This is a genomic window from Achromobacter sp. UMC46, from assembly GCF_014170335.1.
Lineage (GTDB): Bacteria > Pseudomonadota > Gammaproteobacteria > Burkholderiales > Burkholderiaceae_B > Achromobacter.
Genome location: NZ_LZZS01000003.1, coordinates 92966 through 118596, shown reverse-complemented (window position 1 = coordinate 118596; position 25631 = coordinate 92966). Strand labels below are relative to the sequence as shown.

Below are 25631 nucleotides of genomic sequence, written 5' to 3'. Positions count from 1 at the left end.
ACTTAGCCGTTTTGCGGCGGCCCCGGGCGCGTGCCGCCCAGGCCGAGTTTTTCCATGGCCTCGCTGGCCTCGATGATCATCGCGGCCACTTCCGCCACGCTGACGCGCAAGCCCGTGGCGCGGGTCCGCATGTGTTCATAGGCCGCACGCTCGTCCAGCCGCTGATGGTCCATCAGCACGCGGATCGCCTTTTCAATGACGCGCCGCGCCTTGATGGTGTTCTCCAGCTTGTCGATCTTGACCTGCTGCCGGTTCTGGAACTGCTTGGCCGAGCGCGCCAGCACCAGCGTGCTGAGGATGCCCGCCGAGCGGAACGGCCGTGTCAGTACCCCGTGGGCGTTGGTCTTCAGCAATAGCTTGAGCGTGGTGGGCGTTTCGTATTCGGACAACGCGATCAGGGTGGCCTCGACCTCGCTGGCCGACCAGGCGGAACTGTTCTGCACGCATTGCGACACCTGGAAGAAGATCACGTCGGCGCCCGCCGGCGCGGCATCCGGGAACGGCCAGTGCAAGTGGATGCGGCAGCCGATGCGCTTGAGCTGCTCGACCAGCACGTCGCGGTCTTCGCCCGGCGGATACACCACCGCGACGGCCACGCTGCGCAGATCCTCGTAGAGGCGGCGAAGGCTATGGTCCATGCTCATTTCAACCAGAATTCGTCCAGGCCGAACGCCGTCAGGTAAGGATCCGGCTTCACCGGCTGGTCGCTTTCCCAGACGATGTCGAACCGCCCGTCGGCCCGGCACACGCCGATGCGCGGCGTCAGCACGCAATGGTTGTTTTCGGCCAGGATGGACATGCGCCCGTCCGGCGCGTCGAATTGGACCTGATGCACCGCCTGCACCAGCTTGCGCGTGTCCATGCCGCCCACGCGCTGCAGCGCGCGCGCGAACAGGTGCACCTGGCTGTAGCAGGTTTCGGCGTAGACGCTGGCGGGCTGCTCGCCGAAGCGCTCGCGCCAGCGCGCCAGGAAATGCTGGTTGGCCGGCGTATCGACGGTATTGAAATAGGTGGCGGCGGTGATGTGGCCCACACAGCGCTGCGGCCCGATTTCGGCCACTTCGGACTCCGCCATGGTCAGGCTGGCGATGGGGATGTGGGCCGTTTCCGGCCCCGCCTCCTGGCAGGCCTCGTGGTGGCGCTGGTAGAAGCGCTGCGCGTCCGCGCCGATCAGGGTGGAGAACACCACGTCGGGCTGGATGCGCCGGATGTCCGCCACCACATCGATGATGTCGCTTTCGTCGCAGCCCAGCGGCAGATAGGTTTCGTCCAGGATCTCGCCGCCGTGCTCTTCCACGGTCTCGCGCATGATGCGGTTCGTTTCACGCGGGTAGATGTAGTCGGCCCCCACCAGGAAGATGCGCGAGCCGCAATTCTGGATCAGGTAGGCCGCCAGCTGCATGCTGCCCTGGTTGGGCGCGGCGCCGGTGTAGATGACGTTGGGCGAATACTCGAAGCCTTCGTAGACCGAGCCGTACCACAGCAGGGAATTGCTGCGTTCCACCACGGGCAGCATCGCTTTGCGGCAATGCGAGGTGCAGCCGCCGAAGATGACGCTGACTTCGTCGTCCAGCAGCAGGCGGGCCGCCAGGCGGCGGTATTCTTCGGCGTCGCTGCCCGGGTCGTACACCACCGGCTCCAGCGGCCGGCCCAGCACGCCGCCCAAGGCGTTGATCTCTTCCACGGCCAGCACCGTTCCGAAGAAGTGCTGCGACTCGGTCGTGCCCGTCACGCCACTGCGGGAATACAGCACGCCGATGCGCCACCCGGTCCGTTCCGCGTCCTTGTCCTGGAGCGAGGTCATCATTGCGTCCTTGAGCGTGAATCCAGCAGGCCGGCCAGGGCGGAGACGGAAGCGGCGGCGTTCATACCTTCAGGTGGTCAATGATATGGCCGATGGCCTCGGGCGCGCCAGCATCGCCCGCGTCCACGATGGCGCCCTGCTTCAACACCAGGTAGCGGTCGGCCACGTCCAGGGCGAACGCCACGTTCTGCTCAACGATGAGCATGGTGGTGCCGCGTTGTTCGCGCTCCCAGTTCAGGGCGCGGCCCAGCCGCTCGATCACCGACGGCTGCAGCCCTTCGGTGATCTCGTCCAGCAGCAGCAATCCGGGCCGCTGCATCAGCCCGCGCGCCACCAGCAGCATCTTCTGTTCGCCGCCCGACAAGGTGCCGGCGTGCTGGCGCAACCGCGTCGAGAACACCGGAAACAGCTCGGCGATGTCGGCGAAGCGCTCGTCGAAGAGATTCTCGCGCGGCAAGCCCAGGCGCAGGTTGTCGCGGATGCTCAGGTCGGGGAACAGCGGCTGTTCCTGCGCCGCGTACGCCACGCCGCAGCGCGCCACTTCGTGCGGGCGCAAGCGCGTGGCGTCGACCCCGCCCACGCTGACGCGTCCGCGCAGCTTGGGCAGGTAGCCCATGACGGTCTTGAGCAGCGTGCTCTTTCCCATGCCGTTCTTGCCCAGCAGCGCCACGCAGGTGCCGGGCTCGACCGACAGCGACACCTCGTTCAGCACCACCGAGCCCTTGTAGCCGCTGGACACCCCTTCCAGGCGTAATGCCGGCGTAGGTCCCGTCATTGTCCTGCTCCTTGCGCGGCCTGCGCGCTGCCTGCGTAGATGGTCCGCACCAGCTCGGATTCCACGACCTCGCGGAAACTGCCGTCCATGACGATGCGGCCCTGATGCAGCACGACGATCCGCGTCGCCACTTCTTTCACAAAATCCAGGTCATGCTCCACCAGCAGGCAGCACAAGCCATACTTGTGCGCCAGCGACGCCAGCATCTGGCCGATCTGCACCCGCTCGGCCTTGGACAGACCCGCCGTAGGTTCGTCCAGCAGCACGATGCGCGGTTCCAGCGCCAGTACCATCGCCAACTCCAGCGCCTGCTGCTGCCCGTGCGACAGGTCGCGGGCCACGCTGGCCAGCTTTTGGTCCAGCCCGCTCACGCGCAGCACTTCCAGCGCGTAGGGCGGAAGGTCCAGCGTGGGCGAACGCCGCCACCAGGACGGCTGCTCCCGCAGCGTCGTCGCGATGCGCAGGCTTTCGGCCACCGTCATCGTGTCGAACACATTGGCGTTCTGGAACTTGCGCCCCAGGCCATGCCGCACGCATTGCTCGGGGCCGTCTCGCAGCACCCGGTGGCCGTAAAGCGCCAGCTCGCCTTCGGACCGTTCGGCGCCGTCGGCGATGCAGCGCATCAGCGTGGTCTTGCCGGCGCCGTTGGGGCCGATCAGCCCCACCAGTTCGCCGCCCCGGGCCTGCAGGTCGATCCCTTCCAGCACTTTCAGGCTGCCGAAGCGCTTGGCCACGCCAGACAGGTTCAATGCCAACGAGGCCTCGCTGGCCGGTTGCGGGCGGCCGGCTCGCGCGCCCAGCGCGGGCACGGCCACCGGCGCGCCACGCCGGAAGAACGGCGCCGTCAGCAGCGGCAGCAGCCCGCGCGGCAGCAGCAGGATGACGAGAATGAACGTCACGCCCAGCAGCAGCTGCCACAGGAACGGCAAATTGCCGCTCAGGTACGAGCCCGCCACATTGATCAGGATCGCCCCCAATACCGGCCCCCAGATGGTGCCCCGTCCGCCCAACGCCACCCAGATGATCAGTTCCGTGCCGAACACGAAACCCGTGAGCTCCGGCGCCACCACGCCGCTGAACGCGCCGTAGCCGAACCCCGCCAGGCTGGCCACCGCGCCGCATACGACCAGCAGCACGATGCGCCAATGGGCGGTGTTCAGCCCCAGATAGCTGCACCGCGACTCGTTGTCGCGCAACGCCACCAGGATGCGGCCGCCGTCGCTGCGCACCACCACCCACGCCAGCAAGGCCACCACCGACAAGGTGCCGGCCGCGATCACATACCAGGCCTCCAGCGACAGGTCGAACGTCTCGTAACCCGTCAGGCCGGACGACGACCCGGTGAACGTCCCGCCGGCCAGCACCAGCTGCATCAATACGATCGGCAGCACCAGCGAGATGACCGTTGCGAAGAACGGCGACGCCCCGCGATAGAACGACAGCCATCCGGTCGCCAGCGCCAGCAGCGCCGCCGCCCCTATTGCCGCCAACGCCGCCAGCACGGCTATCGATGGCGAAAAGCCGTAATGCGTGAACGCCAGCCCCGCCGCATAGGCGCCGACGCCAAAAAAGGCGGATTGGCCGAAAGTCAGGTGGCCGGTGTAGCCCCACAGCACGTCCACCGTCACCGCCGCCATCGCGAAAAACAGCGCCTTGATCAGCACGTTGAGCAAGTAGGTGTCGAACAGCCAGGGGCCTGCCACGGTCAGGATCAGGCACATGCCGGCCAGCCACGGCAGTCCGCTGCCGCGCCGCCCGCGCGCCTCGGGCGCCGGGCCGGCCTCGCTCGGTTGTGCAAGGGTCTGGTCAGTCATGGGCGAATCCTTGGGGACGCAGGCGCAGCGTCAGCGCGGCCAGCACGGCGATGGTGACGCCGCCCAGGATCGGGCTGACGAAAATGCTCACCAGCACCTGGCAAGCGCCGTAAACCAGGCAGGTCAGCAACAATGCGGTGATCGAATGGCCCGACACCATGACAAGCATGAAGGCGCTGACCAGCCACGGCAGGCCCATGTTGGGATCCACGCTGGACAGCGGCGTGATCAGCGCGCCCGCCAGCGCGCCCAGCCCGGCGCCCAGGCCGAACGTCGTGAAGCGGATGCGTTCGGCGTTGATGCCCAGGCCGCGCGCCAGGTCCTCGTTCATGATCACCGCGCGGGTCCGCACGCCGAAACGCGTGCCGTTCAGCAGCAAGGTCATGGCCACGTAGATCAGCAGCGCGCCCGGCACCAGGAACAGGCGGTACGCCGAGTATTCCGTGCCCAGGAAGGACACGGCGCCCTGGATCGGCGAATCCACGAACTGCACTTCGCGCCCGAACGCCACCGTGATCAGTTGGCCGATCACGATGCCCAGCCCCCACGTGGCCAGGATCGCATCCAGCGGCCGCTTGTACAGCGGCTGCACGATCAGGCGTTCCACGCCCATGCCCACCAGCACGCCGACCGCCAGTGCGAACGGCAGCGCAAGCCAGGGGTTCAAGCCCAACTGGGTCACCACCAGGCTGGCATAGCTTCCCAGCGTCAGGATCGCCCCGTGCGCGAAGTTCACGACCTTCATCACGCCGAAGATGATCATCAACCCCGACGTCACGATGAACAGCATGGCGGCCGTGCTCAAGATGTCCAGCAGCAAACCCATATCGGTCTCCGGCGCCGCCGGACCAGGCCGGCGGCGTTTTTCACGTTACTGCAGCGTCACGCGACTGCGGCGTCACTTCAAGTCCGGGCATTGCGCGCCCGGGTCCACCTGGTTGAAGGTCTGCAAGATCTTGATGGAGCCGTCCTGCTGCACCTGGCCCAGGCGCATGGTCAACGCGGCGTGCCGCTGCCGGTCCATCTTCACGGGGCCGCGCGGGCCGTCGAACGACACCTCGCTCAGCGCCTGCACCACCTTCTGCGGATCCAGGCCGCCCGCCCGCTCGACGGCGGCCTTGTACAGGAAGAAGGCTTCGTACTGCGGGCCCGAGAACTCGTTGGCGGTCTTGGCGTCGTTGCCGAACTTCGTCTTCAGTCCGCCCAGGAACTTGCGGTTCTGCGGCGTATCGATGCTGGTCAGGTAAGACGCCGACATGTACATGCCCACCGCCGTGTCGCCCATGGTCTTGGCCGTGCCCTCGTCGATCGCCAGGTTGCCGTAGGGCATGGTGAGCCCCGCCGCCTTGATCTGCTTGGCCAGGCTCACGTTGGGTCCCCCGCCCGCCGTCGAGCTGATCAGCGCGTCCGGGGTCGCCGAGCGGATCTTCGACACCACCGGCGTCCAGTCTGACCCGTCGATGGGCAGGTATTCCTCGCCCACCACGCGCCCGCCCTGCTTTTCGATGTACGCCCGCGTGAACTTCAGCATGCCGCGGCCGAAAGCGTAGTCGCTGCCGACCAGGAAAAAGGTCTTGGCGCCGCGCTCCTTCATGAAATGGTCCACGACCGGCGCGACCTGCTGCTCGGGCACCCAGCCGTTCACATGCATCCAGCGGTTGCACGAACGGCCTTCGTAGAACGAGGTGTAGATGTACGGCACCTTGCCGCGCGACACGATGGGCAGCGCGGCGTTGCGGGCCGCGCTGGTCTCCATCGCGATGATGGCGTCGACCTTCTTCTGGAACACGAGGGTGTCGTAGGCCTTTTGCGCGCCGACGGCGCCCGACGCGTCGTCGGCGATCTCCAGGACGACCTGGCGGCCAAGGATGCCGCCCGCCGCGTTGATCTCGTCGGCCGCCAATTGGGACGCCTGCACCACGCCGGGCGCCACCACGCTATTAGCGCCCGACAGGCCGACCGGCACGCCGATGCGCAACGGTTCCGCGGCGTGCGCGCTGCCGATAGCGGCCAGCAGTGCGACGAACGACAAGCGGTTGCGGAAGCTGCTGAACAGGGGTTTCATGAGGTGGCTCCTTGGAAGTCGGCTACATGCCTGGCGCTTGGCTGCCCTTCGGCAGCTCCCGCGCCCAGTTGCTCGTCGTAGATATCGCAGCGCCTGTCGCGCAGCACGTGGTTGAAATCGTTCAATTGGCGCGCCCGCCGCGACGCTTTCACGTCGAAGGGCGCCAGCAGCACTTCTTCCTGGTCGGCGCTGGCGGGGCCTGCCGCCGTCCAGCCCTGCGACCCCACGATCAGGCTGCGCCCCACGAACGGCTGGCCGCGTTCGGTGCCCACGCGGTCAGCGCACACCACGGTCAAACCGTTGCTGTGCGCGGCGCCGATCGTCAGCGCATGGGCCATCACCGGGCCGTCGGGCGTCTGCCCCGGCATCGGCACCCAGTTGGTCGGCACTGCCACGATGTCCGCGCCGCGCACTGCCAGTACCCGGTAGACCTCGGGAAACCAGCCGTCGTAGCAGATGGCGACGCCCAGGCGGCCCAGTTCGGTATGGAATACCGGCAGGCCCAGATCGCCCGCTTCGAAGTACAGGTTTTCGTCGCCCCACAAATGCAGCTTGCGATAGGTGCCGATATAGCCGGCGGGGCCTGCGATCAGCGCGGCGTTGTACAGCCGGTCGCCGCAGCGTTCGGCGATGCCCGCCACCAGGTAGATGCCCAGCCGCTGCGCCAGTGCGATCCAGGCCTGCGAACTGGGGCCGCCGGGCACGGCTTCGGCCAAGGCATAAGCCTCTGCGCGACTTTGGAACACATACCCCGTGTTGGCCAGTTCGGGCAGCACCACCAGCCGCGCGCCTTGCGCGGCGGCCTGTTCCACCAGTTCGGCCGAACGGGCCACATTGGCGGCGACTTCGCCGATCACGGGGGCCATCTGCACACTGGCCACCCAGGTCGGCTCGGCCGGGGAACTCTGCGGGTCCGACGCTTGCATGCGATCTCCCTCTTTCCAGAAATTGAAAACGAAAAAGCCCCCGACCACGCATCGCGTGCAAGTCGGGGGCTTCTATAGCCATACTGAATGTTCAAGCAGCAATCATTGCTGCGGGGCACTGCATGCCGTGAAGGCATTTTGGTCAATCTTGACCGTGGGCAGATAATAGAGAGGCGCCAACGCCTGGGACAATAAGTGCTTTCCCGGACGCTGGAAACGCCCGCTGCGTCATTGCGACGCATTGGGGCCGTGAGCCGAGCTTGGCATAATACGCAGCCATGATGAAACCCGCAGCACATCACCCTCCTCTTGCCGCCGGCTGGCTTCCCGTCGCCCCGCCGATCCTGCCCCCTGCCGTGCGCCACTGGCTGTTCCGTCCCGGCGCGCTGACCGCCGGCCTGCGCCAGGTGGGCCAGGTCCGCCTGCGCGTGCTGGCGGAATACGCCGACGGCGCCCCGCTGGATGAAGCCCGCGCGATGGGCATCGCACCAGGCACGCCGGTGTGGATCCGTGAGGTGTTGATGTCGGTGAACGGCGTGGACAGCGTGCCGGCCCGCAGCCTGACGCCCCTGGGCGCGTCGCACGGCGCCTGGCAAGGCATGCGCCGGCTGCTGACGCGGCCGCTGGCCGACATGCTGTATCACGACAGCACCGTCATCCGCTCGCCGTTCGCGTGCCGCCGGCTGGCCTCGCCGGTGCCGTTCCACGCCACGGCGCGCGGCGTGCTGCCGTCCGCACAGCGCGACCGCGACGCCGCCCGCGTCTGGGCGCGCCGGTCCGTGTTCTGGCGCCAAGGCCAGCCGCTCCTGGTGGCCGAATGCTTCCTGCCGGGCTTCTGGGAATTGATCGCCGATCAGCCCGTGCCGCCCTTGGTCCCGCACCAGCGCACGCCGCGCTAAGGCGCTGGCGGGCTGCCCGCCACGCTTGTGCCAGAATACGGCGATGGCCATCCCCCTTGTTCTCGGCGCCCTGCTTCTTGCGACCTTAGCCGCGGTCGCCCGCCGCTTCTGGCGGCCCCGTCCCGACGACACCCGGCGGCGCATCTTCAGTGACCTGCTGGCCGGCGGCATCATCTATGCCTTCGCCGCGCCCGCCATCGGCGGGATCGGTGTGGTGCTGGCCCTGGCGGCCATCACCCTGGATCCTCAGACCCTGATGATGATGCTCTACGGTCTGCCCTGGTTCTACCTGTTCGGCGCCGTGCCCGCCCTGTTGTGCGGCGTCGTCGCCGGCGCCCTCAGGCCCGCCCGCCCCGCCTGGCGCGACTACGCCAGGCTTGCGCTGGTGGGCGGCCTGTTCGGCTTCTCGTTCCTGGCGGCGTTCACGCATCGGGACATGGAATGGTCGGACCTGATGTTCGCACTGTGCGTGGGCGGCCTGACCGGCCTGGTAAGCGCGTTCCTGTGCGCGTACTGGTTCTACGGCAAGCCGCAACTTGCCGACAGCGCTTCATAAGGCAGGTCGGGAGTAGCGGGTGCCGTCGTTCTTCAACGCGGCGGCGTTCCAATCGTTGTTGGCCAACGCATTCCAGTACACCTTGCCGGTGCTGATGATCACCTTGGCATCCTGCAGATCGGTACTGTTGCCGGCTTTGATCTTGAAGCCGCGGAACTGGAAGGCGTAGTAGCCGATCGCGTCGGATGAGACCAGGCCCGGTTGTTTTCCATCGCGGTCAGCGCGACCGGCCACACCGCCACGGATGCGACACGCGTGGCCGCTACAATCGCAGCACACTCGTCGGGCTACCCTATGCGCACCTACCCTCACGTCTGCACCCTATGGTTCCAGCGCCTTTGCCTGCTGGCCCTGCTCTGCCTGGCCACGCTATACGCGGGGGCCAGCCGCGCCGAGTCCTTCGACCGCGAATTGGAGAACCAGCGCTACCGGCAATGGCTGCATGACTTCCGGCAAGACTTCCAGAAGCTGCGGCAATCCCCTGGCCGAGCGGATGCCGACGTCGATGCCCTTTTCGCCAACACCCTGGTGCCTGGCTCACGCGCGTCGCAGCTGGTGAAGGAGGTGGCTCGCGCCCAAGGCGACAGCACCCACGGTGAAATCCGCTTTGTCGGCATCCAGCGCGTGTTCATGGCGGCGCTGGCCAACGCCGTCGTCGCGGGTGACGGCGGCGTCTATCCCGAAACTCAGGCGGCCTTCAAGCAGCAGACGTTGCGCGTGCGCTATATGCACGTGGATGGCGGCGGGCGGTTGGAGAGCTACTTCAACAACCCCGAGGTCTTCAAGCCTTACCGGCTGCCGGACCCGGGCGTGTTGACGCGCGACGCCTACCCGTTCCTGTTGTTCGAAGACGCGCAGGGCAAGCTGCGCCTGGGCGGCGTATCCAAAGAGTTCTGGGACCTGGTGAAGCACATGGACGCGCAACAATATGCATAAGCTATCGCTTGCGGTGTCGCTGGCTGCCGCCCATGCCCTGCTTGCCGCGCCTGCGCTAGCGCTGGCGGAATGCGGGCCGGTGGAAACCGATTTTTCGGTGCCCTCGCCGCTGCCGGCCGTGCCGGTGTCCGTCGACCTGGCGGACGATCGCGTGCTGCTGGGCAAGCGCGGCGAACGCGTCCCGACGAACCGCAAACTGGCCTGGACGCATGAGCGCGGCGATTTGAATCCGCAGACCTGGGCCGACAAGGTGGATTGGTCCGCCTACCGCGCACGGGAAACTCCGGGCACGGCGGCGCCCACCCGGCTTTACTTCGATCCGGCGGGCAAGCTGTGCCGCATCGAGCGCTATGGCAAGATCCGCGGCCGGACCCTCCTTGAAAGCGGCTACACCCTGGCCTACGACGCGGCCGGCGCGCTGGCCGCCTACACCGAATACGACCTGGCCGGCGCGTCCAGCGCGCTGCCCTACGCCGCGACCCGCCGCGTCTGCCTGCAGCGCAACGCGCAGGGCGTGCTGACCACCTTCATCGACGACCGTTGCGGCGATGCCAAAGGTCCAGGCGCCAGCCGCCATTATCTGCACGACGCCTCGGGCCGTTTACTGCGCGTGGTCGACACGTTGTCGCCCGGCCAGCCGCTGGCAGTGCAGACCTTCGACGCGCAGGGCAAGCCGGCGCAACGCTATGTGCGCCAGCCTTCCGCGTTGATCGCGCCGGGCGATAGCCAAGGGCTTTTCGCCTACCCCGAACCCGCCGTGCGGCCTGACCGCCTGTACCCGCGCCAGCGCGAACAGATGGCGGCGATGCCCGGTGAAATCCCGGGCGTGGAATGGCGCATCGTGCGCATCCCCGACGACGTGCCGATGGACGGCGACGACCAGTCGTCCTGGGACCCGGCACTGCAGACCGTGCTGGCCAAGGGGGAAACCGATGCGCAAGGCGCGGCGAATCTGACGCCGCAGGCCCAGGAGCAGATCTGGCAGGCCATGCACGCGCACCCGGGCCGGGTCCTGTTCTATTTCGACCCGATGGGGCGGGTCGCCCTGCTGCCGGCCATGACGCCCGCGCAATGGACCGCCTGCGGCGATCCGGCCAATCTGGCGCCGGACGCCTGCACGAAGTGACGATTCAGGCCTGGCGTGGCCGCGTATCCACCGCCAGGCACAGCGCCGCCGTCGTCAGCGCCAAGAGCACATGCGCCACATACAGCGGTGAGAAATCGGCATGGCTGACTGCGCCATGGCCCAGCATCAACACCGTGATCGCCACGCCCATCACGCCGCCGATCTGCCGCGTCGCCTGATTGACGGCGCTGCCCACGGCGTAGTGCTGCGCAGGCAGCCGGCTGACGGCCGCACCCGACAACGACGGCAGGACCATGCCCACGCCAACGCCGCTCAACAACAGGCCCGGCAGCCACTGCGTCAGATAGGCGGGCTGTTCGCCCGGCACCAGCAGAAACCACAAGCCGCTGGCGGCATAGATCAGCGCACCGCCCACCAGGAACGGTCGATGGCCCATGCGCGCCGCCAACCGCCCGGTCAAAATGGCCGTGGGCATCACCAGCAGAGGCCCGGGCGTCACGGCCAGGCCCGCGCGCGGCAGGCTGTAGTGCCAGACGCCCGTCATGTAGAAGAAGAAGGCGAAGAACATCATCGCGAACGCGATGCCGAAGCTCAGGGTGGCCAGGTTCACGTAGCGATAGGTCCGGTGCTTGAAGAGCGACAGGTCCACCAGCGGATGCGGCGTCGCGCGTGCCCAGGCCACGAAGGCCCCCATCGACACGACGCCCACGGCGGCCACCACGCCCAGCTCCACGCGGCTCCAAGACGGCGATTCGGATTGCACGATCGCCAGCGCCAGCGCACCCACGGCCACCATCAACAGCGTCATGCCGACGCCGTCCACACGGCGGCGCGCGTTCGGCTTCACGGATTCCTTCAACAAGCCCGCGCCGTACCACAGCGACAAGGCGCCCAATGGCAGATTGATGTAGAAGGCCCACGGCCAGCCCGCCACGTCCACCACGAACGCGCCCAGGCTGGGGCCGACAGCCGCTGCCAGGCCGCCCACCGCGCCCCACAGGCTGACCGCCACGGCGCGCTGGGAAGCAGGAAAGGCGGCCAGCACGATGGACAACGAAGCCGGCGTCAGCAGCGCCGCGCCCACCGCCTGCAGCACGCGGGCGGCAATCAGCCAGCCTTCGCTACCCGCCAGGCCGCACGCGGCGGAGGCGGCCAGGAACAGCACCACGCCCACCATGAACATGCGTTTGCGTCCATGGGTGTCGGCCAGGCCGCCGGACGGGATCAGCATGGCGGCGAACACCACCGTGTAGGCATTGAGCACCCACGACATGTCCGCGGCCGACGCCTGGGGAAAGCCGGCGCGCAAGGCGCCAAAGGCCGCGTACAGCATGGTGCTGTCCAGCGACACCAGGAAGACGGCGATGCTGGCGACCCAGAACACGGGCCAGGGAGAGGCCGCGGCGGGCGTGGCCGGGGGATCGATCGCCGGGTCGTTTGCGGAGGCGGCCGGGGCAGGGACAGGCGCGGAACGGGCGGTAGCGTGCATGATGGATCTATCCCACCGCCTTCAGGTACACCGCCGGCTCGGCGGACAAGCCCTGCTTGACCAGGCGGGTGCGTTCATCGGCCAGCACTTCCTCGGCGCCGGCCTCCAGCCCGTCGAACGCCTGGACAACGATGGATTCCGGCGTGGACTTCGGGCCGTCAAGACCCTTGGTCAAGTCCGTATCCACGAAACCCATGTGCAAGCCCAGCACCTGCGTCTTCTGCGCCCGCAGGTCGTTGCGCAGACCGTTGGTCATGGCCCACGCGGCCGACTTGCTCATGGCGTACACGCCCAGCACCGGACCGTTGATCCAGCTGGCGATCGACAGCACATTCAACAGCGCGCCCCCGCCGTTGGCGGCCAGCACCGGCGCGAACGCCTGCGCCACGCGCAACGAACCGAACAGGTTGGTGTCCAGATGGCGTTGCGCGGATTCGATGCTGCCCTCGGCCATGAAACCGCCCATGGCCGCGATGCCCGCGTTGTTGATGACCAGCGTCACGTCCGAGGCGTGCGCCGCGGCCGCCGCCACGTCCTGGGGATTCGTCACGTCCAGCTTGATCGCTTCCACGCCGGCCAGCGTGACCGTCGACGGATCCCGTGCGCCGGCATAGACCTTGCGCGCGCCGCGGGCCGTCGCCTCGCGGGCGAAAGCCAACCCTAAGCCGCGGTTGGCGCCGGTAATCAAAACCACTGCATTCTTGAGATCCATGATGGGATGTCCTTGATGGGATACAGCAACAGGTGTTAGAAAAATATGATGATCATCATATTATTGACCGGTAAAAAGACCGCGCAAAGCGGCCTTCGGACAGGATTCGCGTCAGGCGGACGGGCGGTTGGCCTCGCGGTCGTATTGGTCCAGGATGGCGTGGCGGGCAGACGCCAGCACGGCGCGCCCCTTGGGGTTGTCGCCCAGGGCACGGGCCAGTTGCAACGCGCCGACCAAGGTGCTGGTCACGGCCGCCGCGGCATGTTCGCCGGCTGTCTCGGGCAACGCCTGCCGCACGGCTTGCATCAGGCGCTGCACGCGCACCGCGGAGGCTTCGCGCACTTCGGACGACTGGCGCGGCATCTCGGATGCCAACGCCGACACCGGACACCCCCCTTCGCAGCCTTTCAGATGCGCATCGCTCAGATAGGCTTCCACCCACGCGCGCAAGGGGCTGGCGCCCTCCTCCCGGCGCTGCGCGATGCGCTGCGAGATGCGCGCCGCGCCATCGCGGCCTGCGCGCTCCATGGCGGCGGCCAGCAAGGCGTCCCGCGACGGGAAATGGGCGTAGAAGCCGCCATGCGTCAGTCCGGCTTCTTTCATGACGTCGGCCACGCCGACGCCCGCATAGCCTTCACGCCGGATCGCGCGCGCGGCGGCGTCGACGATGCGTTCGTGAGAAAGCGCTTTGCGGGAAGACGGGGCAGCCATGGTCCGGAATCCGAAATATGATGATCATCATATTAATCCCGCAAAAACACCCCGGGCAAGAAAAATCCGGGGGAATGTGTAACGCGGTGATGCAGGCCGGCAGGCGCGGCGCTTACCGCCAGGCCTCCGGCTCGACGCTGACCTCGCCCTTGTCGGCCGAAAAGTACACGATGCCGTCCGAGATGTTCGCGTTCAGTTGCATCGTCCGCTCGGCCAGTTTGGCCAGGGCGCGGCTCTGGTCCGACGGCAGGTTGATGACTTTCAGGTTGCGGGTGCGCTCCAGCTTGTTGCGCACGCCATCCCACCAGATCTTGCTGGCCGAACCGCCATAGCAATACACAATGACTTCGTCGGCACGGCCACAGGCACGCAGGATGCGGCGTTCTTCGGGCTGGCCCACTTCGATCCACAGCTTGATCGCGCCGGTCAGGTCCTTGACCCACAAGTCCGGTTCGTCGGTGTCGCTCAAGCCCTTGGTGAACGCCAGGTCTTCCTGCGCATGCAGGGCGTAGGCGACCAGGCGGACCATCAGGCGTTCGTCGGTCTCCGAGGGATGACGGGCGACCGTCAGCGAATGGCTGCCGTAGTAGTGGCGGTCGGTGTCGGCGACGTTGAGTTCGGCCTTGTAGATGGTGGCGCGCAGGGCCATAGCGAAAAATCCGTTGAAATCGTGCAGATTGCGTGAAGGCCGCCATGATAACGCTTGCGGCGAGGGGGGGTTGCGGGGCATCGTTGGGGAGCTCTGGGCGGGCACTTCGTCGGTCGCTCGCCGGCGTGGGCGGCATGGACGCTCGCGCCCACGATTGCGGTCCGGCGCGCAGGCGCCGGACTGCCCCGTCGTCATCGTCGTCCGCCTGCGGCTCCCTTCCGATTCCCTCGGGCGCATCGAGGTTGCTCGCGCCCATGCCGCCCACGCCGACGGGCTCACGCCGTCTTGGCTCGGCGCGTTGCTGGGCCTGTCAATCATGTCGAGATTTGCGGGGCCCGCCGATTGCGGCCGCGCGGGCGGCCACAATCGGCATACGCGTGGTGCGTCGTCAGGGGGGTGATCGCTTGCGCGCTTGCGTGGAGGGATTGCTGATGGGCCCGCAATCAAGTGGGGGGGTAGAGATGGGCGGCGCGCGGCAGGGAGCCTGTTGCGTATGCAGACCCTCTCGCGCACGCCGCCCATCCGGCACAGGGGTTCAAGTGGCGATTAGCGGCGGCCCGTTTTCTTGCCTATACGCGTGGCGGCAGCACGTCGATGCAAGACGCCGCGTAAGCCCCCAAAGGCCGCCCGCGCGGCCGGCCGGGGGCGGGCACTACAAGCTATTTCTCTTCTCGATGCCGTATGCCAGAACCCTAAGCATGCAGCTCGCCCCGGCAGGCCACCGCCGCGACGGGCGTCTCAAGAACCAGCACCCGTCACCAAACACACACCATCAACCCGGCAACGCCTCCGGCACACCCAGGTCGGACGCCAGCTTCTTCAACCCATCCCAGATCCGGCTATCGAACTCCACCGAATCTGCGTTCACGGCGCGGTTGCGGGCTTCGTATTCGCCCGGGTATTGCACCGCCTCGACGCCCGGCTGCGGCTTGCATGCGTGCAGGTAGTCGATGAACGCGCCGACTTCCATCGTGCGCCAGTCGGTGTTGAAGTCCACTTGCGGATCCAGCAGTAGCGCGAACATGTTGTTGGTCGCCACGCCGATGCGGGGATGCTCCGGCTGGATCGTGCCGCCGCCCGACAAGACGCCGGCCAGCAGTTCAGCCACCAATCCCAGCGCGTAGCCCTTGTGGCCGCCGAAGGGCAGCAGGGCGCCGGGCGGGTCGGCGAACAGCGCGCCGGGGTCCGTCGTGGGGTTGCCGTCGGCGTCGATCAGGGATCCGGGGGGCGCCTGTTCGCCCTTGGCCGCCAGCACGCGCGCTTTGTTCACCGCGATCGAACTGGTGGCCATGTCCACGATGAATGGGGGGCGGCCGCCCGGCAGCGGGCCGGCGAAGCACAGCGGGTTGGTGGTCAGGCACGCCTGGGCGCCGCCGAACGGCGCCACGGTGGGCGCGCGGTTGATCACGTTGGTGAAGGCCAGCAGGATCAGGCCCTTGGCCGCCACCATTTCCCCGAAGTGGCCCATGCGGCCCAGGTGATGGCTGTGGCGCAGGGTCACGATGCACTGACCGTGTTCCTGGGTGCGCTCGATGGCCTTTTCGATGACGACTTTGCCCACGTACTGGCCCAGGCCGTGGTGGCCGTCATAGGCCAGCATGGCGCCGCGGTCGTTGACCAGTTCGGGCCGGCCGTCGGCCTGCGCCAGGCCTTCGGACAGCACGCGCCGGTAGTTCGTCAGGATCGACAGGCCGTGGCTGGTGTAGCCGACCCGGTCCGACTCAACCAGGTGTTCGGCCACGTCGCGGGCGATGTCTTCGGGTACGCCTTGCGCCATCAGCACGCGGCGGCCGTATTCATTGGCTTGGGCAATGGAGAGTTTCATGATGCGTTCTCCTTAGAGCCAGCCGAGCCAGCGCCAGTAGGTCGCGCCCATCACCAGCATCAGCAGGTAGCCCACGATGGTGACGATGATGCCGACTTTGGCGAACTGCTTGGCGTTGAAGGTTTCCGTGCCCAGGCACACCATGTTCTGCGGCGCGTTGATCGGCAGGATGAAGCCGTAGCTGACGACGAAGCCCAGCAGCATGGTCATGCCCAGGCGGCTGAAATCGCCCGGCAGCGTGGCCAGCACCGAGATCAGGATGGGCAGCATGGCCGAGGTCAGCGCGGTGGCGCTGGCAAAACCCAGGTGGATGACGATCAGGAACGCGGCAAGGACGGCGAAGATCGCCAGCGGTCCCAGGTGATCCAGCCCGGTATGCGCCACGACCTGGTTGCCCAGCCATTGGCCGGCTTGCGTCGTCAGCAGGGCGGTACCCAGGCTGATGCCCACGCCGAACACGATCACCGTGCCCCATGGGATGCGCGATTGCACGTCTTTCCACGTCATCACGCCAAAGCGCGGCAGCATCAGCAGGACCAGGCCAAAGTAGGTGGTCGACGTGGTGTCGAACTTGTGCAGCTTGCCTTCGGTCGACCAGAACAGCAGCAGCATGATCGACACCGCCATCAGGCGTTTTTGCGCGCTGGTCATGGGGCCCAGTTCAAGCAGCGACTTTTCGACGGCTTCCTTGCCTCCGGCGATGCTGTCGCTTTCCGGCGGCAGCAGTTTCAGCACGACGAAGATCAGCACAGCCGACATGATCAGCGACCAGGGGGCGCCGGCGATCAGCCAGTCCGACCACGCCACGCGTTCGCCCAGCATCTTTTCCATAAAGCCGACCGTCAGCAAGTTTTGCGCGGCGGCGGTCTGGATGCCGACGTTCCAGATGCTGGTGGCTTGCGCCACGATGATCATGATGCCGGCGGCGATGTTCGAACGCTTGTCCACACCGAAGGCCGCGATGACGCCCATCATGATGGGCACCACGGCCGCACTGCGCGCCGTGGCGCTAGGCACGACCAGGCTCAGCACGATCGTCACGGCGATACATCCGATCAGGATGCGGCGCGTGCTGGTGCCGACCTTGGACAGGGTGACCAGCGCGATGCGCCGGTCCAGCCCGGTGAAGGTCATGGCGGCGGCAATGAACAAGGCGCCGGTGACAAGCGCCAGCGCCGAGTTCGAGAAGCCGGTAAGGGCCATGCTGATGGCGGCCGACGTGCCGTACAGCACGTTCGGGTCTTTGATTGTCGGAGCCGTGCCCAACAGGAAAGCCATCAGCGTCGTGATCATGATCGCGCTGGCTTCGTAAGACACGGCTTCGGTAATCCAGACCACCACGGCAAATGCCAGGATCGCCAGCATGCGGTGGCCCGCGACCGGCAGGTCGGCGGGCAGGGGCATCATCAGCACCCCGATCATCACCAGGATGCCGGCGACGAGTCCGATTGGGATTTTTGCTTTCTTTGGGGCTTGCGAGGCAGGGACAGCGGCTGGCGCGGTCATATCCATCTCCGGTTGAGGTCAAACTTCCGACACATTCCCCGCGAGCTCGGGTTTGTTCAATTCGATGTGTCGGTGCTACAGGATGATCGTGACGGCATTGAGGAAAACCCGTATTGATGTGGGTCAAACCGAAGAGGTTTTGCGCTTGTAGAAACCCACCTCGGGCATTATGCTCGTCGGCCCTCGTTGGTCGCAAGCGTTGGAATGTTGCATAAATGCCCACCACTTGGGCCGGAGGTCGATGTGCCCCGCCCGGTGAGATTCGGGTAATTCGATCGTGTTATGGCGCAAATTGGTCGCGAAAGAATCACAAATGGACCACGTCTGGGCCGCCAGCGGGGGGTTCAACCCAGCGCCAGCCGCAGTTGCTCGTCCAGATGCAGCGTGGGCGTCACGCGCCAGCCGCTCTGCGCATAGCGCAGCCAGCGGCCCAGCACCAGATGCGTCAGCAGGCTGGCGTGCGCGGCCACATTGGCGTCCGGCGGCAGGCCGCCGTCCGTGATGGCGATGCGCAGCGATTGCTTCAGCGAAGTTTCGATGCGGTCGTTGATGTGGTTGATGCGCTCTTGCAGTCGGTTGTCTTCCGTGACCAGCGCATCGCCGGTCAGCACCCGCGTCATGCCCTTGTTGCGTTCCGAGAAGGTCAGCAGCATGGAGACGGTCTTGTGCGCTTGCGGCACGCCGTAGGGTTCGGCGGTGGCAATCTGGTTCACCAGCGTGAAGATGCTGGTTTCGATGAATTCGATCAACCCTTCGAACATTTGCGCCTTGCTGGCGAAGTGCCGGTAGAGCGCGGCTTCCGACACCTCAAGGCGCGCGGCCAGCGCAGCCGTAGTGATGCGGGCCGCATGCGGCTGCTCCAGCATTTCGGCCAGAGTCTGCAGAATCTGGGTCTTGCGCTCGCCGGGTTTGCTCGCCATGGAAGGTACTGCTCTCGCGCAGGCTTGACGGTGAATGGGGGGAGGAGCGCGCCGCTATCCCCGCAGGGGACGCCGGCGTAACAACAAATCACTGACGGAGTTTACCCGCAAGTCGACGTAGGCCGGACGATGCGAGCGGCCGCGGGAAAAAGGCGTGCCGGGGTGATAGACATGCACCGTGCGGACCCCGGCCCGGCGTGCGCCGCGCAGGTTGGCCAGGGTGTCTTCCACCAGGACCGCGCGGTGGGCGGGCACGCCTTCCCGCGCCAGCACATAGCGCAGCAGGGCGGGCGACGGCTTAGGCCGGAATTCACCATGCAACCGCATGTGCTCGATGGCCCACAGGCTGTCGAACTGGCGCAGGATGCCCAGCCGGGCCAGCACCGCCCGGGCGTATTGCAGCGGCGCGTTGGTCAGCAGCACCTTGCGGCCCGGCAACTGCCGCAGCTTGTAGGCCAGCGCCTTTTCGGCGCGCACCAGCGGGTTGACGTCGAAGTCGTGGCTGCGGTGCAGGAAGTCGTGCGGGTTCACGCCGTGGTGGCGCACCATGCCGATCATCGTGGCGCCGTAGCGCTTCCAATACCGGCGGCGCACGTCGTTGGCCGTGTCGATGTCCACGTTCAAGGCCTCGGCCACGGCCATCGTCATGCCGTGGTCGATCTTGGGGAAGATGGCGTGCGAGGTGTCGTGGAGCGTATTGTCCAGATCGAACAACCACAGGCGTTCGGGAACGCCCGTGGCCATGCGGCGCGAGCGGCGCACGCGCACCGCCGGTCGCAACAATTGTCGGCGCGCTTGCATCAAAAACGCCACCGGAGAGACATGGCAAAGCCGTCCCGATCCGGGCCGCGCGGATCCGGCTCCGCCGGTCCGCAGCGGCGCCCCCTGGGGGGAAGCGCGCAGCGCTGCGGGGGGGGCATCAATGCGAGCTGATCATCGTGCCGACGCCTTGATCGGTCAGGATTTCCAGCAGCAGGCAGTGCGGCACGCGGCCGTCGACGATGTGCACGGAATTCACGCCGTTCTTGGCGGCGTCCAGCGCCGACGAGATCTTGGGCAGCATGCCGCCCGAGATGGTGCCGTCGGCGAAGAGCTCGTCGATGGTCTGGGCGGACAGGCTGCGCAGCAGCTTGCCGGCCTTGTCCAGCACGCCCGGGGTGTTGGTCAGCATCAGCAGCTTTTCAGCGCCCAGCACTTCGGCCATCTTGCCGGCGACGACGTCGGCGTTGATGTTGTAGGCCGTGCCGTCTTCGCCGTAACCAATAGGCGAGATGACCGGAATGAACTGGTCGTCCTGCAAGGCCTTCACGACGGCCGGTTCGACCAGCGTGATGTCGCCCACGAAACCGATGTCGATCGGTTCGTTGGGGTTGTCCTTGTTGGCCATCAGCTTCTTTTGCGCCTGGATCAGGCCGCCGTCCTTGCCGGTCAGGCCCACGGCCTTGCCGCCGACTTCGTTGATCATCATGACGATGTCTTGCTGGACCTGGCCGCCCAGCACCCATTCGACCACTTCCATGGTCTCGGCATCGGTCACGCGCATGCCCTGGATGAAGGTGCCCTGCTTGCCGATGCGGCGCAGCGCGTCGTCGATCTGCGGACCGCCGCCATGGACGACCACCGGGTTCAGACCCACCAGCTTCAGCAGCACGACGTCGTGCGCGAAGCTGCGCTGCAAGCGCTCTTCCGTCATGGCGTTGCCGCCGTACTTGACCACGATGGTCTTGCCGTGGAATCGTCGGATATACGGCAGTGCTTCAGACAGCACAGCGGCTTTGACAGCGGGGGACGAAACGGCAGCAGGGTCGGGGGTGTCGGTCATGGCAGCTAAGTCGGCAAATAGGTATGAGTGGTTAGAAAAAATGCCTGCACAAAATCGCGTTCGGAACGCGGTAGCGCAAGCATACGACGGATTGTAGTACCCACAGGTTTCATATGCCTAAAACCTATGTCCATATGCCCGACAAATAACCGGCATTCAGGTAAATTGGGGGCGTTTTCGAGAGCGCGGCGCCCCGCAAAAGGGGGTGAATCCGCATCCGGGCGGACATGGGCCCCCATTTTTATCCCTATAAGAGGCAAAACATGCGTTTGAACTTCGTCCGCTCTGCCCTCGTGGCATCGGCCTTCCTGGTGGCGGCCAATGCCGCTCATGCTGAAAAAGTGGTGGTGGGCGCGACCCAGGTGCCGCATGCCGAGATCCTGGAAGTGGTGAAACCGCAGTTGGCCAAGCAAGGCGTCGAGCTCGACATCAAGGTGTTCAGCGATTATGTACAGCCCAACCTGCAACTGGCAGACAAGCAGCTGGACGCCAATTTCTTCCAGCACAAGCCCTATCTGGATTCCTTCAACCGGGACCGCAAGGCCACGCTGGTGCCGGTGGCGCTGGTGCACGTCGAACCTTTCGGCGGCTACTCCAAGAAGATCAAGAGCCTGTCCGAATTGAAGGACGGCGCCACGGTCGCCATCCCGAACGACCCGTCCAACGGCGGTCGCGCGCTGGTGCTGCTGCAAAAGCAGGGCGTGATCAAGCTGAAGGATCCGTCCAACATCCTCGCGACCGCTGCCGACGTGGTCGAAAATCCCAAGAAGCTGAAATTCCGCGAACTCGAAGCCGCGATGCTGCCGCGTTCACTAGACGACGTGGACCTGGCGCTGATCAACACCAATTACGCGCTGGAAGCCGGCCTGGTGCCGACGAAAGACGCGCTGTTCATCGAAGGCGCCGATTCGCCCTACGCGAACGTCCTGGTCACCCGCTCCGACAACAAGGACGCGCCGGGCATCAAGAAGCTGGTCGAAGCGCTGCACTCGCCCGCCGTGAAGACGTTCATCCAGGAAAAGTACAAAGGCGCCGTGGTGCCCGCGTTCTGAATCCGGCCGGTCTCCGGCCAAGCATGAAAAAACCGCCCATCGGGCGGTTTTTTCATGGGGCGGCGGCGGTGCGTCTAGCCTGCCGCCAGCGCCTTTTCCACGGTGGCGTGGAATTCGGCCACATCGTATTCGCCCAGATAGCGCTTGATGATGTGTCCCTGCTTGTCGATCAGGAAGGCCGTGGGCGTCAGGCGGATGTCGCCGAAGGCGCGGGCAATGTCGCCCTTGGTGTCCAGCGCCACGGGGAAGGGCAGCTTGCGTTGCTCGGCGAAGTTCAGCACGAAGTTGGGCGGGTCGTAGTCCATGGCGACCGCCACGGCCTCGTAGCCCTTGCCCGCGTACTGTTTATAGGCGGCGATGGTTTCCGGCATCTGCTTCACACAGGTCACGCAGCTGGTCGCCCAGAACTTGACCAGCACGACCTTGCCGCGCAGGTCCTGCATCGAGAAGGACTTGCCTTCCAGCGTGGTGAAGGTGACGTCGGGCGCGGTCTGGGCAGGGCGCCAGACGAACCATGCGCCGATGCCGACCGCGACCAGCACGGCCAGGGCTACGATGGCTTTTTTCATTTGATGGGCATGGCCTCTACGCCGTTGCTCGTGCCGGCTGCGTTGTTGCTGGGTGCCGCGCCGGCGCCGCTTTCAATGGGCGCCTTGGTTTCCGTGGATTGGTCCCGGGTGCTGCTGTTGGACAGCCGGATTGCTTCTTCCCGGCTGATGGTCTCGAACAGTTTAACCACCTTGGCGACCCCGCCGACGTCGGCGGTGGCGTTGGCGGCGTAATCGCCCTCGGCCTGGGTGACCTTGCCCATCAGGTAGACGACGCTGTGGTCCGTCGTGAGCGCGATGGTGCCGGACGGCACGTACTTGGTGTTGATCAGCGCCGTCTTCACCTTGGAGGTCAGCCAGGTGTCGTTCGAGCGGGTGCCGAAGGAGGCGATTGGGCCGACGTTCAACTGGTTGACGACCTGTTTGACGTTCTCGATGCCCTGCGCGATGGTGGTGGCCTGGGCCTTGGCTTCTTCGGTGGGCACGTCGCCCGTCAGCAGCAGGTGGCCGCCGTAAGCCATCGCGTTGACCCGGGCGGTGTCGCCCAATTTCTGCGAGATCTGGCTTTGCGCCTTGAAGGCCATGTTCTGGTCTTCAAGCTGGATACCGGATGTGCGGCGGTCCGTGACCACGACTGCCGTGGTGGCGGCGGCGCCGCCTACGATCAGGGGCGCGCAGGCCGTCAGCGAAAGCGCCGCGGTGGACATCGCGGCCGCGAGCATCAGGGGGCGGACGGCGGTTCTGACGTCAGAAATCATTCGGTGTCTCCAAGCAGAAGAGCGTCGATGCCATCGCACAGCGCGTGCAGCAGCAGAATATGGACTTCCTGGACCCGCATCGTGCGGTCGCTGGGAACACATAGATGGACGTCCATCGGCGTAATGAGTTCCCCCATGACGCCGCCGCCCTTGCCGGTCAGGGCAAGAACGTGCATTTCGCGCGCGCTGGCGGCTTCCATGGCGCGGACCACGTTGGGGGAATTGCCGCTGGTGGAGATCGCCACCAGGACGTCGCCGGCCTGGCCGAAGGCGTTGACCTGGCGCTCGTAGATTTCATCGAAGCCGTAGTCGTTGCCGACGGCCGTGAGGATGGCGGTATCCGTATTGAGCGCGATGCCCGCCAGCGGCAGGCGTTCGCGTTCGAAGCGGCCCACCAGTTCGGCGATGAAATGCTGCGCGTCAGCGGCGGATCCGCCGTTGCCGCAAGCCAGAATCTTGCCGTTGTTCGCCAGGGCGCCGAATAGCACGTCCACCGCCACTGCCAGCGGTTCGGCCAGGACGTTCATACTTTGTTCGCACGCAGCCATGGCGTCGCGAAAGTGCGACGTCATACGAGAGGTCATATCCATGGCCGCGATTATCTCACGGGGCGGTCATGCTGTTCTGTCGATCCGTAACGATGCTGCGGCAGGTCGTTACGGCGGCGTCCCGCCGGGGCCGGACCGGGGCGGACGCATGCGCAAATCAAGCCAGCAGGAACGCGCCGCGCAGCCATTGCGGCTGGCCGTCATCGAAGACCACGGCGTCGAAGCGGGCCGCGGGCGGCGTGCCGTGCCAGTGCCGCCGGGCCAGTTCCGGCAGCCATTGCGCCGCGGCGCGGGCCAGCCGGGCCTGCTTGTCGCGGCCGATGCTGGCCGCGGCGCCGCCGTATCGGGTGCGGCCGCGCGCCCGGACTTCCACGAAAACCAGCGTGTCGCCATCGCGCATGGCCAGGTCGATCTCGCCCGCCCGCGTCCACAGGTTGCGCGCCAGCAGCACGAGGCCCTGGGCCAGCAGCAGGCGCAGCGCGGCGTCTTCGTGGAAATCGCCGCGGCGTTGCATGGGCGAACGGCGCACGGGCGTGTCGTCCGGTGACGCGCTCGGCCGGGCGCGGCGGCGGCGCTTGTCCGCGCGGCGCCGGGCCACCAGCGCCAGTTCACAGGCCAGGCGCAGGGTGTCGTCCGTCATGGGGGCTCCGAAAGGGCGGGCATTGGCGGCTACACTGACATGGTTTTCCGTGTCAGTAGGCTGCAATGAATCAAAATGTCTCACCCCCGCCTGCCGGCGATGCCTGGAGCCGCGTTTCCGAACGCGTGGCCGGGCAGCATTGGCCCGCGTCGACCTTGTACGTCGTGGCCACGCCGATCGGCAACCTGGGCGACTTGGGGCTACGGGCCTGGCATGCGCTGCAACGCGCCGATGTGATCGCCGCCGAAGACACGCGGGCCAGCCGCACGTTGCTGGACGCCTGGGGCGTCAGCACGCCGCTCATGGCAGCCCACCGCCACAACGAGGCCGCCGCCGCCCAAGCCATCTGTGAACGCCTGGCGCAAGGCCAGCGCGTGGCGCTGGTGTCGGACGCGGGCGCGCCCGCCGTCAGCGACCCGGGCGCCCGTGTGGTGCGCGCGGTGCGCGAAGCGGGGTTCACCGTCGTGCCCGTGCCCGGTCCCAGCGCCGTCATCACGGCCTTGATGGGCAGCGGCGTCACGACCGACGAAAACCCGGCCTACGCGTTCGCCGGCTTCCCGCCGCCCAAGGCCGTGGCCCGCCAGCGCTGGCTGCGGTCGTGGTGCGCGTTGCCCGCGCCGGTCGTCATGTTCGAATCGCCGCATCGGTTGGCCGCCACCCTGGCCGACCTGCTCGAAGTCTGCGGCCCCGACCGCCAACTGACCGTGGCGCGCGAACTCACCAAGCGCTTTGAAGAGATCGCCACCTTCACGCTGGGCGAGTCCGCAGCCTGGCTGGCGGCCGACTCGCACCGCGAACAGGGCGAATTCGTGCTGATCGCTCACGCGCAAGCTGGACAAGACGTCGACGAGGACGCCGACCCGCGCACGGACGTGCTGCTGGACGCGTTGTTGGAATCGATGTCGGTGCGCGACGCCGCCCGCGTGGCCGCCAAGGTCACGGGCGTGGCGCGCGACGTGTTGTACAACCGGGCGCTGGCCCGCAAGAAGTCGTCGGAGTAAGGCATGGTGTATTCAACGGTCGTGTCGAACAAGCCCGCCGACCCCCTCGAACCGATCACCTATCGCGACATGGCCACGCCGCTGGGCCAGATGCGGCTCGTCGCCAGCCCCAAGGGCCTGCGCGGCGCCTGGTTCACCGACCAGGAACTGCTGCCGTCGGCCGATGGCTGGACGCAGACCGAAACCGACCCCATCCTGGAGCAGGCGCGGCGCGAACTGGAAGAATGGTTCGCGGGCCAGCGCCAGGGGTTCGACGTGCCGCTCGACCCCGTCGGCACGACGTTCCAGCATAAGGTCTGGCACGCGCTCTGCGCGCTGGATTTCGGCAAGCTCGCCAGCTATGGCGATCTGGCGCGCACCGTGGGACGCCCGAAAGGGGCGCAGGCGGTTGGCGGCGCGGTGGGCCGCAATCCGATCATCATCATCATCCCTTGCCACCGTGTGATCGGCGCCGATACGTCGCTGACGGGATTCGGCGGGGGCTTGCCGCGCAAGCAGGCGCTGCTGGCGCACGAAGGCAACCGGTACGTCAGCCGCAACCCGCGCGCGCGCCGCGTCTGCGACGGTCAGGCCGAATTGCCCTGGTAA

At 66.6% G+C, this 25631-nt stretch carries 28 protein-coding genes; 7 read left to right on the top strand and 21 right to left on the bottom strand.

Annotated elements, in window-relative coordinates:
- Positions 1–2: 2 nt before the first annotated feature.
- The 7 genes from A9973_RS00995 to A9973_RS00965 all read right to left on the bottom strand — a co-directional run bounded on the left by A9973_RS00995 (position 3) and on the right by A9973_RS00965 (position 7384).
- Positions 3–638 carry an ANTAR domain-containing response regulator gene (locus tag A9973_RS00995; RefSeq protein ID WP_183011920.1) on the bottom strand — a complete coding sequence of 212 codons (636 nt, stop codon included), beginning with the start codon at positions 636–638 and terminating at the stop codon, positions 3–5.
- A gap of 2 nt (positions 639–640) precedes the next feature.
- The gene (locus A9973_RS00990) at positions 641–1804 is read right to left on the bottom strand and encodes a transporter substrate-binding domain-containing protein (RefSeq protein WP_183012272.1); all 1164 of its coding nucleotides are present in this window, start codon (positions 1802–1804) and stop codon (positions 641–643) included.
- 61 nt (positions 1805–1865) lie between these two features.
- Complete coding sequence (locus tag A9973_RS00985) at positions 1866–2579, bottom strand: ABC transporter ATP-binding protein (protein WP_183011919.1); 714 nt, start codon at positions 2577–2579, stop codon at positions 1866–1868.
- Positions 2576–4393 (bottom strand): ATP-binding cassette domain-containing protein, encoded by a 1818-nt coding sequence (locus A9973_RS00980; RefSeq protein WP_183011918.1) that lies wholly within the window; start codon positions 4391–4393, stop codon positions 2576–2578. Before A9973_RS00980 ends, A9973_RS00985 begins: the two co-directional genes overlap by 4 nt.
- Positions 4386–5219 (bottom strand): branched-chain amino acid ABC transporter permease, encoded by an 834-nt coding sequence (locus A9973_RS00975; protein ID WP_183011917.1) that lies wholly within the window; start codon positions 5217–5219, stop codon positions 4386–4388. The genes A9973_RS00980 and A9973_RS00975 overlap by 8 nt, the downstream gene beginning before the upstream one ends.
- A gap of 72 nt (positions 5220–5291) precedes the next feature.
- A complete protein-coding gene (locus A9973_RS00970; protein ID WP_183011916.1) occupies positions 5292–6458 on the bottom strand; it encodes a substrate-binding protein in 1167 nt (388 codons plus the stop codon).
- Complete coding sequence (locus A9973_RS00965; protein WP_183011915.1) at positions 6455–7384, bottom strand: nitrilase family protein; 930 nt, start codon at positions 7382–7384, stop codon at positions 6455–6457. The genes A9973_RS00970 and A9973_RS00965 overlap by 4 nt, the downstream gene beginning before the upstream one ends.
- Before the next feature lie 278 nt (positions 7385–7662).
- Here A9973_RS00965 and A9973_RS00960 point away from each other — a divergent pair, with 278 nt between their 5' ends.
- Together A9973_RS00960 and A9973_RS00955 are read left to right on the top strand one after the other, a co-directional pair.
- Positions 7663–8283 (top strand): chorismate lyase, encoded by a 621-nt coding sequence (locus A9973_RS00960; RefSeq protein ID WP_183011914.1) that lies wholly within the window; start codon positions 7663–7665, stop codon positions 8281–8283.
- A 43-nt stretch (positions 8284–8326) separates the two neighbouring features.
- Complete coding sequence (locus A9973_RS00955; protein WP_183011913.1) at positions 8327–8839, top strand: hypothetical protein; 513 nt, start codon at positions 8327–8329, stop codon at positions 8837–8839.
- Here A9973_RS00955 and A9973_RS00950 read toward each other — a convergent pair.
- Entirely contained in the window at positions 8834–9073 is a 240-nt protein-coding gene (locus tag A9973_RS00950) for a hypothetical protein (RefSeq protein WP_183011912.1), read from the bottom strand. The genes A9973_RS00955 and A9973_RS00950 overlap by 6 nt on opposite strands.
- 60 nt (positions 9074–9133) lie before the next feature.
- Here A9973_RS00950 and A9973_RS00945 point away from each other — a divergent pair, with 60 nt between their 5' ends.
- Both A9973_RS00945 and A9973_RS00940 read left to right on the top strand, forming a co-directional pair.
- Positions 9134–9775 carry a hypothetical protein gene (locus A9973_RS00945; RefSeq protein WP_183011911.1) on the top strand — a complete coding sequence of 214 codons (642 nt, stop codon included), beginning with the start codon at positions 9134–9136 and terminating at the stop codon, positions 9773–9775.
- Positions 9768–10901: a hypothetical protein gene (locus A9973_RS00940; RefSeq protein ID WP_183011910.1), complete on the top strand. Its 1134-nt coding sequence runs from the start codon at positions 9768–9770 to the stop codon at positions 10899–10901. The genes A9973_RS00945 and A9973_RS00940 overlap by 8 nt, the downstream gene beginning before the upstream one ends.
- A 4-nt stretch (positions 10902–10905) precedes the next feature.
- Here A9973_RS00940 and A9973_RS00935 read toward each other — a convergent pair whose 3' ends face one another.
- From A9973_RS00935 to argB, 9 genes are all read right to left on the bottom strand, one after another.
- The gene (locus A9973_RS00935) at positions 10906–12351 is read right to left on the bottom strand and encodes an MFS transporter (protein WP_183011909.1); all 1446 of its coding nucleotides are present in this window, start codon (positions 12349–12351) and stop codon (positions 10906–10908) included.
- Positions 12352–12358: 7 nt separating this feature from the next.
- A complete protein-coding gene (locus A9973_RS00930; RefSeq protein WP_183011908.1) occupies positions 12359–13063 on the bottom strand; it encodes an SDR family oxidoreductase in 705 nt (234 codons plus the stop codon).
- A 111-nt stretch (positions 13064–13174) separates the two neighbouring features.
- Positions 13175–13774, bottom strand: a complete 600-nt coding sequence (locus A9973_RS00925) for a TetR/AcrR family transcriptional regulator (protein WP_183011907.1) — start codon at positions 13772–13774, stop codon at positions 13175–13177.
- Between the two features lie 112 nt (positions 13775–13886).
- Positions 13887–14423 carry a YaeQ family protein gene (locus tag A9973_RS00920; RefSeq protein WP_183011906.1) on the bottom strand — a complete coding sequence of 179 codons (537 nt, stop codon included), beginning with the start codon at positions 14421–14423 and terminating at the stop codon, positions 13887–13889.
- A gap of 772 nt (positions 14424–15195) precedes the next feature.
- On the bottom strand, positions 15196–16248 hold the full coding sequence (locus A9973_RS00915) for an Ldh family oxidoreductase (protein ID WP_183011905.1): 1053 nt from the start codon (positions 16246–16248) through the stop codon (positions 15196–15198).
- Positions 16249–16260: 12 nt separating this feature from the next.
- Positions 16261–17754, bottom strand: coding sequence for a DASS family sodium-coupled anion symporter (locus tag A9973_RS00910; protein WP_183011904.1), 1494 nt, complete (start codon positions 17752–17754; stop codon positions 16261–16263).
- Positions 17755–18098: 344 nt separating this feature from the next.
- Positions 18099–18674: a nucleoid occlusion factor SlmA gene (gene slmA, locus A9973_RS00905; RefSeq protein WP_183011903.1), complete on the bottom strand. Its 576-nt coding sequence runs from the start codon at positions 18672–18674 to the stop codon at positions 18099–18101.
- A 54-nt stretch (positions 18675–18728) separates the two neighbouring features.
- Positions 18729–19475, bottom strand: coding sequence for a pyrimidine 5'-nucleotidase (locus tag A9973_RS00900; protein WP_183011902.1), 747 nt, complete (start codon positions 19473–19475; stop codon positions 18729–18731).
- 118 nt (positions 19476–19593) lie between these two features.
- Positions 19594–20496, bottom strand: coding sequence for an acetylglutamate kinase (gene argB / locus A9973_RS00895; protein ID WP_006224740.1), 903 nt, complete (start codon positions 20494–20496; stop codon positions 19594–19596).
- Positions 20497–20759: 263 nt separating this feature from the next.
- Here argB and A9973_RS00890 point away from each other — a divergent pair, with 263 nt between their 5' ends.
- Positions 20760–21548, top strand: a complete 789-nt coding sequence (locus A9973_RS00890) for a MetQ/NlpA family ABC transporter substrate-binding protein (RefSeq protein WP_183011901.1) — start codon at positions 20760–20762, stop codon at positions 21546–21548.
- A gap of 74 nt (positions 21549–21622) precedes the next feature.
- Here the strand turns inward: A9973_RS00890 and A9973_RS00885 are convergent, their stop codons facing one another.
- The 4 genes from A9973_RS00885 to A9973_RS00870 all read right to left on the bottom strand — a co-directional run bounded on the left by A9973_RS00885 (position 21623) and on the right by A9973_RS00870 (position 24042).
- On the bottom strand, positions 21623–22117 hold the full coding sequence (locus tag A9973_RS00885; RefSeq protein ID WP_183011900.1) for a peroxiredoxin: 495 nt from the start codon (positions 22115–22117) through the stop codon (positions 21623–21625).
- On the bottom strand, positions 22114–22854 hold the full coding sequence (locus A9973_RS00880) for a BON domain-containing protein (protein ID WP_183011899.1): 741 nt from the start codon (positions 22852–22854) through the stop codon (positions 22114–22116). The genes A9973_RS00885 and A9973_RS00880 overlap by 4 nt, the downstream gene beginning before the upstream one ends.
- The gene (locus A9973_RS00875; protein WP_169274276.1) at positions 22851–23444 is read right to left on the bottom strand and encodes a phosphoheptose isomerase; all 594 of its coding nucleotides are present in this window, start codon (positions 23442–23444) and stop codon (positions 22851–22853) included. The genes A9973_RS00880 and A9973_RS00875 overlap by 4 nt, the downstream gene beginning before the upstream one ends.
- 115 nt (positions 23445–23559) lie before the next feature.
- Complete coding sequence (locus A9973_RS00870) at positions 23560–24042, bottom strand: YraN family protein (protein WP_183011898.1); 483 nt, start codon at positions 24040–24042, stop codon at positions 23560–23562.
- A gap of 65 nt (positions 24043–24107) precedes the next feature.
- On the opposite strand from A9973_RS00870, the gene rsmI reads away from it, so the two are divergent.
- The gene (gene rsmI, locus A9973_RS00865) at positions 24108–25043 is read left to right on the top strand and encodes a 16S rRNA (cytidine(1402)-2'-O)-methyltransferase (RefSeq protein ID WP_183011897.1); all 936 of its coding nucleotides are present in this window, start codon (positions 24108–24110) and stop codon (positions 25041–25043) included.
- A 3-nt stretch (positions 25044–25046) separates the two neighbouring features.
- Positions 25047–25631, top strand: coding sequence for a methylated-DNA--[protein]-cysteine S-methyltransferase (locus A9973_RS00860; RefSeq protein ID WP_183011896.1), 585 nt, complete (start codon positions 25047–25049; stop codon positions 25629–25631).

Excerpts from the sequence above, each read along its gene's own strand:
- A9973_RS00885 (WP_183011900.1), bottom strand. The coding sequence starts at position 22,117 with ATGAAAAAAGCCATCGTAGCCCTGGCCGTGCTGGTCGCGGTCGGCATC.
- A9973_RS00970 (WP_183011916.1), bottom strand. The coding sequence starts at position 6,458 with ATGAAACCCCTGTTCAGCAGCTTCCGCAACCGCTTGTCGTTCGTCGCA.
- argB (WP_006224740.1), bottom strand. The coding sequence starts at position 20,496 with ATGACCGACACCCCCGACCCTGCTGCCGTTTCGTCCCCCGCTGTCAAA.
- A9973_RS00915 (WP_183011905.1), bottom strand. The coding sequence starts at position 16,248 with ATGAAACTCTCCATTGCCCAAGCCAATGAATACGGCCGCCGCGTGCTG.
- A9973_RS00980 (WP_183011918.1), bottom strand. The coding sequence starts at position 4,393 with ATGACTGACCAGACCCTTGCACAACCGAGCGAGGCCGGCCCGGCGCCC.
- A9973_RS00875 (WP_169274276.1), bottom strand. The coding sequence starts at position 23,444 with ATGGATATGACCTCTCGTATGACGTCGCACTTTCGCGACGCCATGGCT.
- A9973_RS00995 (WP_183011920.1), bottom strand. The coding sequence starts at position 638 with ATGGACCATAGCCTTCGCCGCCTCTACGAGGATCTGCGCAGCGTGGCC.
- A9973_RS00890 (WP_183011901.1), top strand. The coding sequence starts at position 20,760 with ATGCGTTTGAACTTCGTCCGCTCTGCCCTCGTGGCATCGGCCTTCCTG.
- A9973_RS00990 (WP_183012272.1), bottom strand. The coding sequence starts at position 1,804 with ATGACCTCGCTCCAGGACAAGGACGCGGAACGGACCGGGTGGCGCATC.
- A9973_RS00870 (WP_183011898.1), bottom strand. The coding sequence starts at position 24,042 with ATGACGGACGACACCCTGCGCCTGGCCTGTGAACTGGCGCTGGTGGCC.
- A9973_RS00900 (WP_183011902.1), bottom strand. The coding sequence starts at position 19,475 with ATGCAAGCGCGCCGACAATTGTTGCGACCGGCGGTGCGCGTGCGCCGC.
- A9973_RS00860 (WP_183011896.1), top strand. The coding sequence starts at position 25,047 with ATGGTGTATTCAACGGTCGTGTCGAACAAGCCCGCCGACCCCCTCGAA.
- A9973_RS00975 (WP_183011917.1), bottom strand. The coding sequence starts at position 5,219 with ATGGGTTTGCTGCTGGACATCTTGAGCACGGCCGCCATGCTGTTCATC.
- slmA (WP_183011903.1), bottom strand. The coding sequence starts at position 18,674 with ATGGCGAGCAAACCCGGCGAGCGCAAGACCCAGATTCTGCAGACTCTG.
- A9973_RS00910 (WP_183011904.1), bottom strand. The coding sequence starts at position 17,754 with ATGACCGCGCCAGCCGCTGTCCCTGCCTCGCAAGCCCCAAAGAAAGCA.
- A9973_RS00930 (WP_183011908.1), bottom strand. The coding sequence starts at position 13,063 with ATGGATCTCAAGAATGCAGTGGTTTTGATTACCGGCGCCAACCGCGGC.
- A9973_RS00945 (WP_183011911.1), top strand. The coding sequence starts at position 9,134 with ATGCGCACCTACCCTCACGTCTGCACCCTATGGTTCCAGCGCCTTTGC.
- A9973_RS00960 (WP_183011914.1), top strand. The coding sequence starts at position 7,663 with ATGATGAAACCCGCAGCACATCACCCTCCTCTTGCCGCCGGCTGGCTT.
- A9973_RS00965 (WP_183011915.1), bottom strand. The coding sequence starts at position 7,384 with ATGCAAGCGTCGGACCCGCAGAGTTCCCCGGCCGAGCCGACCTGGGTG.
- A9973_RS00880 (WP_183011899.1), bottom strand. The coding sequence starts at position 22,854 with ATGATTTCTGACGTCAGAACCGCCGTCCGCCCCCTGATGCTCGCGGCC.
- A9973_RS00925 (WP_183011907.1), bottom strand. The coding sequence starts at position 13,774 with ATGGCTGCCCCGTCTTCCCGCAAAGCGCTTTCTCACGAACGCATCGTC.
- A9973_RS00920 (WP_183011906.1), bottom strand. The coding sequence starts at position 14,423 with ATGGCCCTGCGCGCCACCATCTACAAGGCCGAACTCAACGTCGCCGAC.
- A9973_RS00985 (WP_183011919.1), bottom strand. The coding sequence starts at position 2,579 with ATGACGGGACCTACGCCGGCATTACGCCTGGAAGGGGTGTCCAGCGGC.
- rsmI (WP_183011897.1), top strand. The coding sequence starts at position 24,108 with ATGAATCAAAATGTCTCACCCCCGCCTGCCGGCGATGCCTGGAGCCGC.
- A9973_RS00940 (WP_183011910.1), top strand. The coding sequence starts at position 9,768 with ATGCATAAGCTATCGCTTGCGGTGTCGCTGGCTGCCGCCCATGCCCTG.
- A9973_RS00955 (WP_183011913.1), top strand. The coding sequence starts at position 8,327 with ATGGCCATCCCCCTTGTTCTCGGCGCCCTGCTTCTTGCGACCTTAGCC.
- A9973_RS00935 (WP_183011909.1), bottom strand. The coding sequence starts at position 12,351 with ATGCACGCTACCGCCCGTTCCGCGCCTGTCCCTGCCCCGGCCGCCTCC.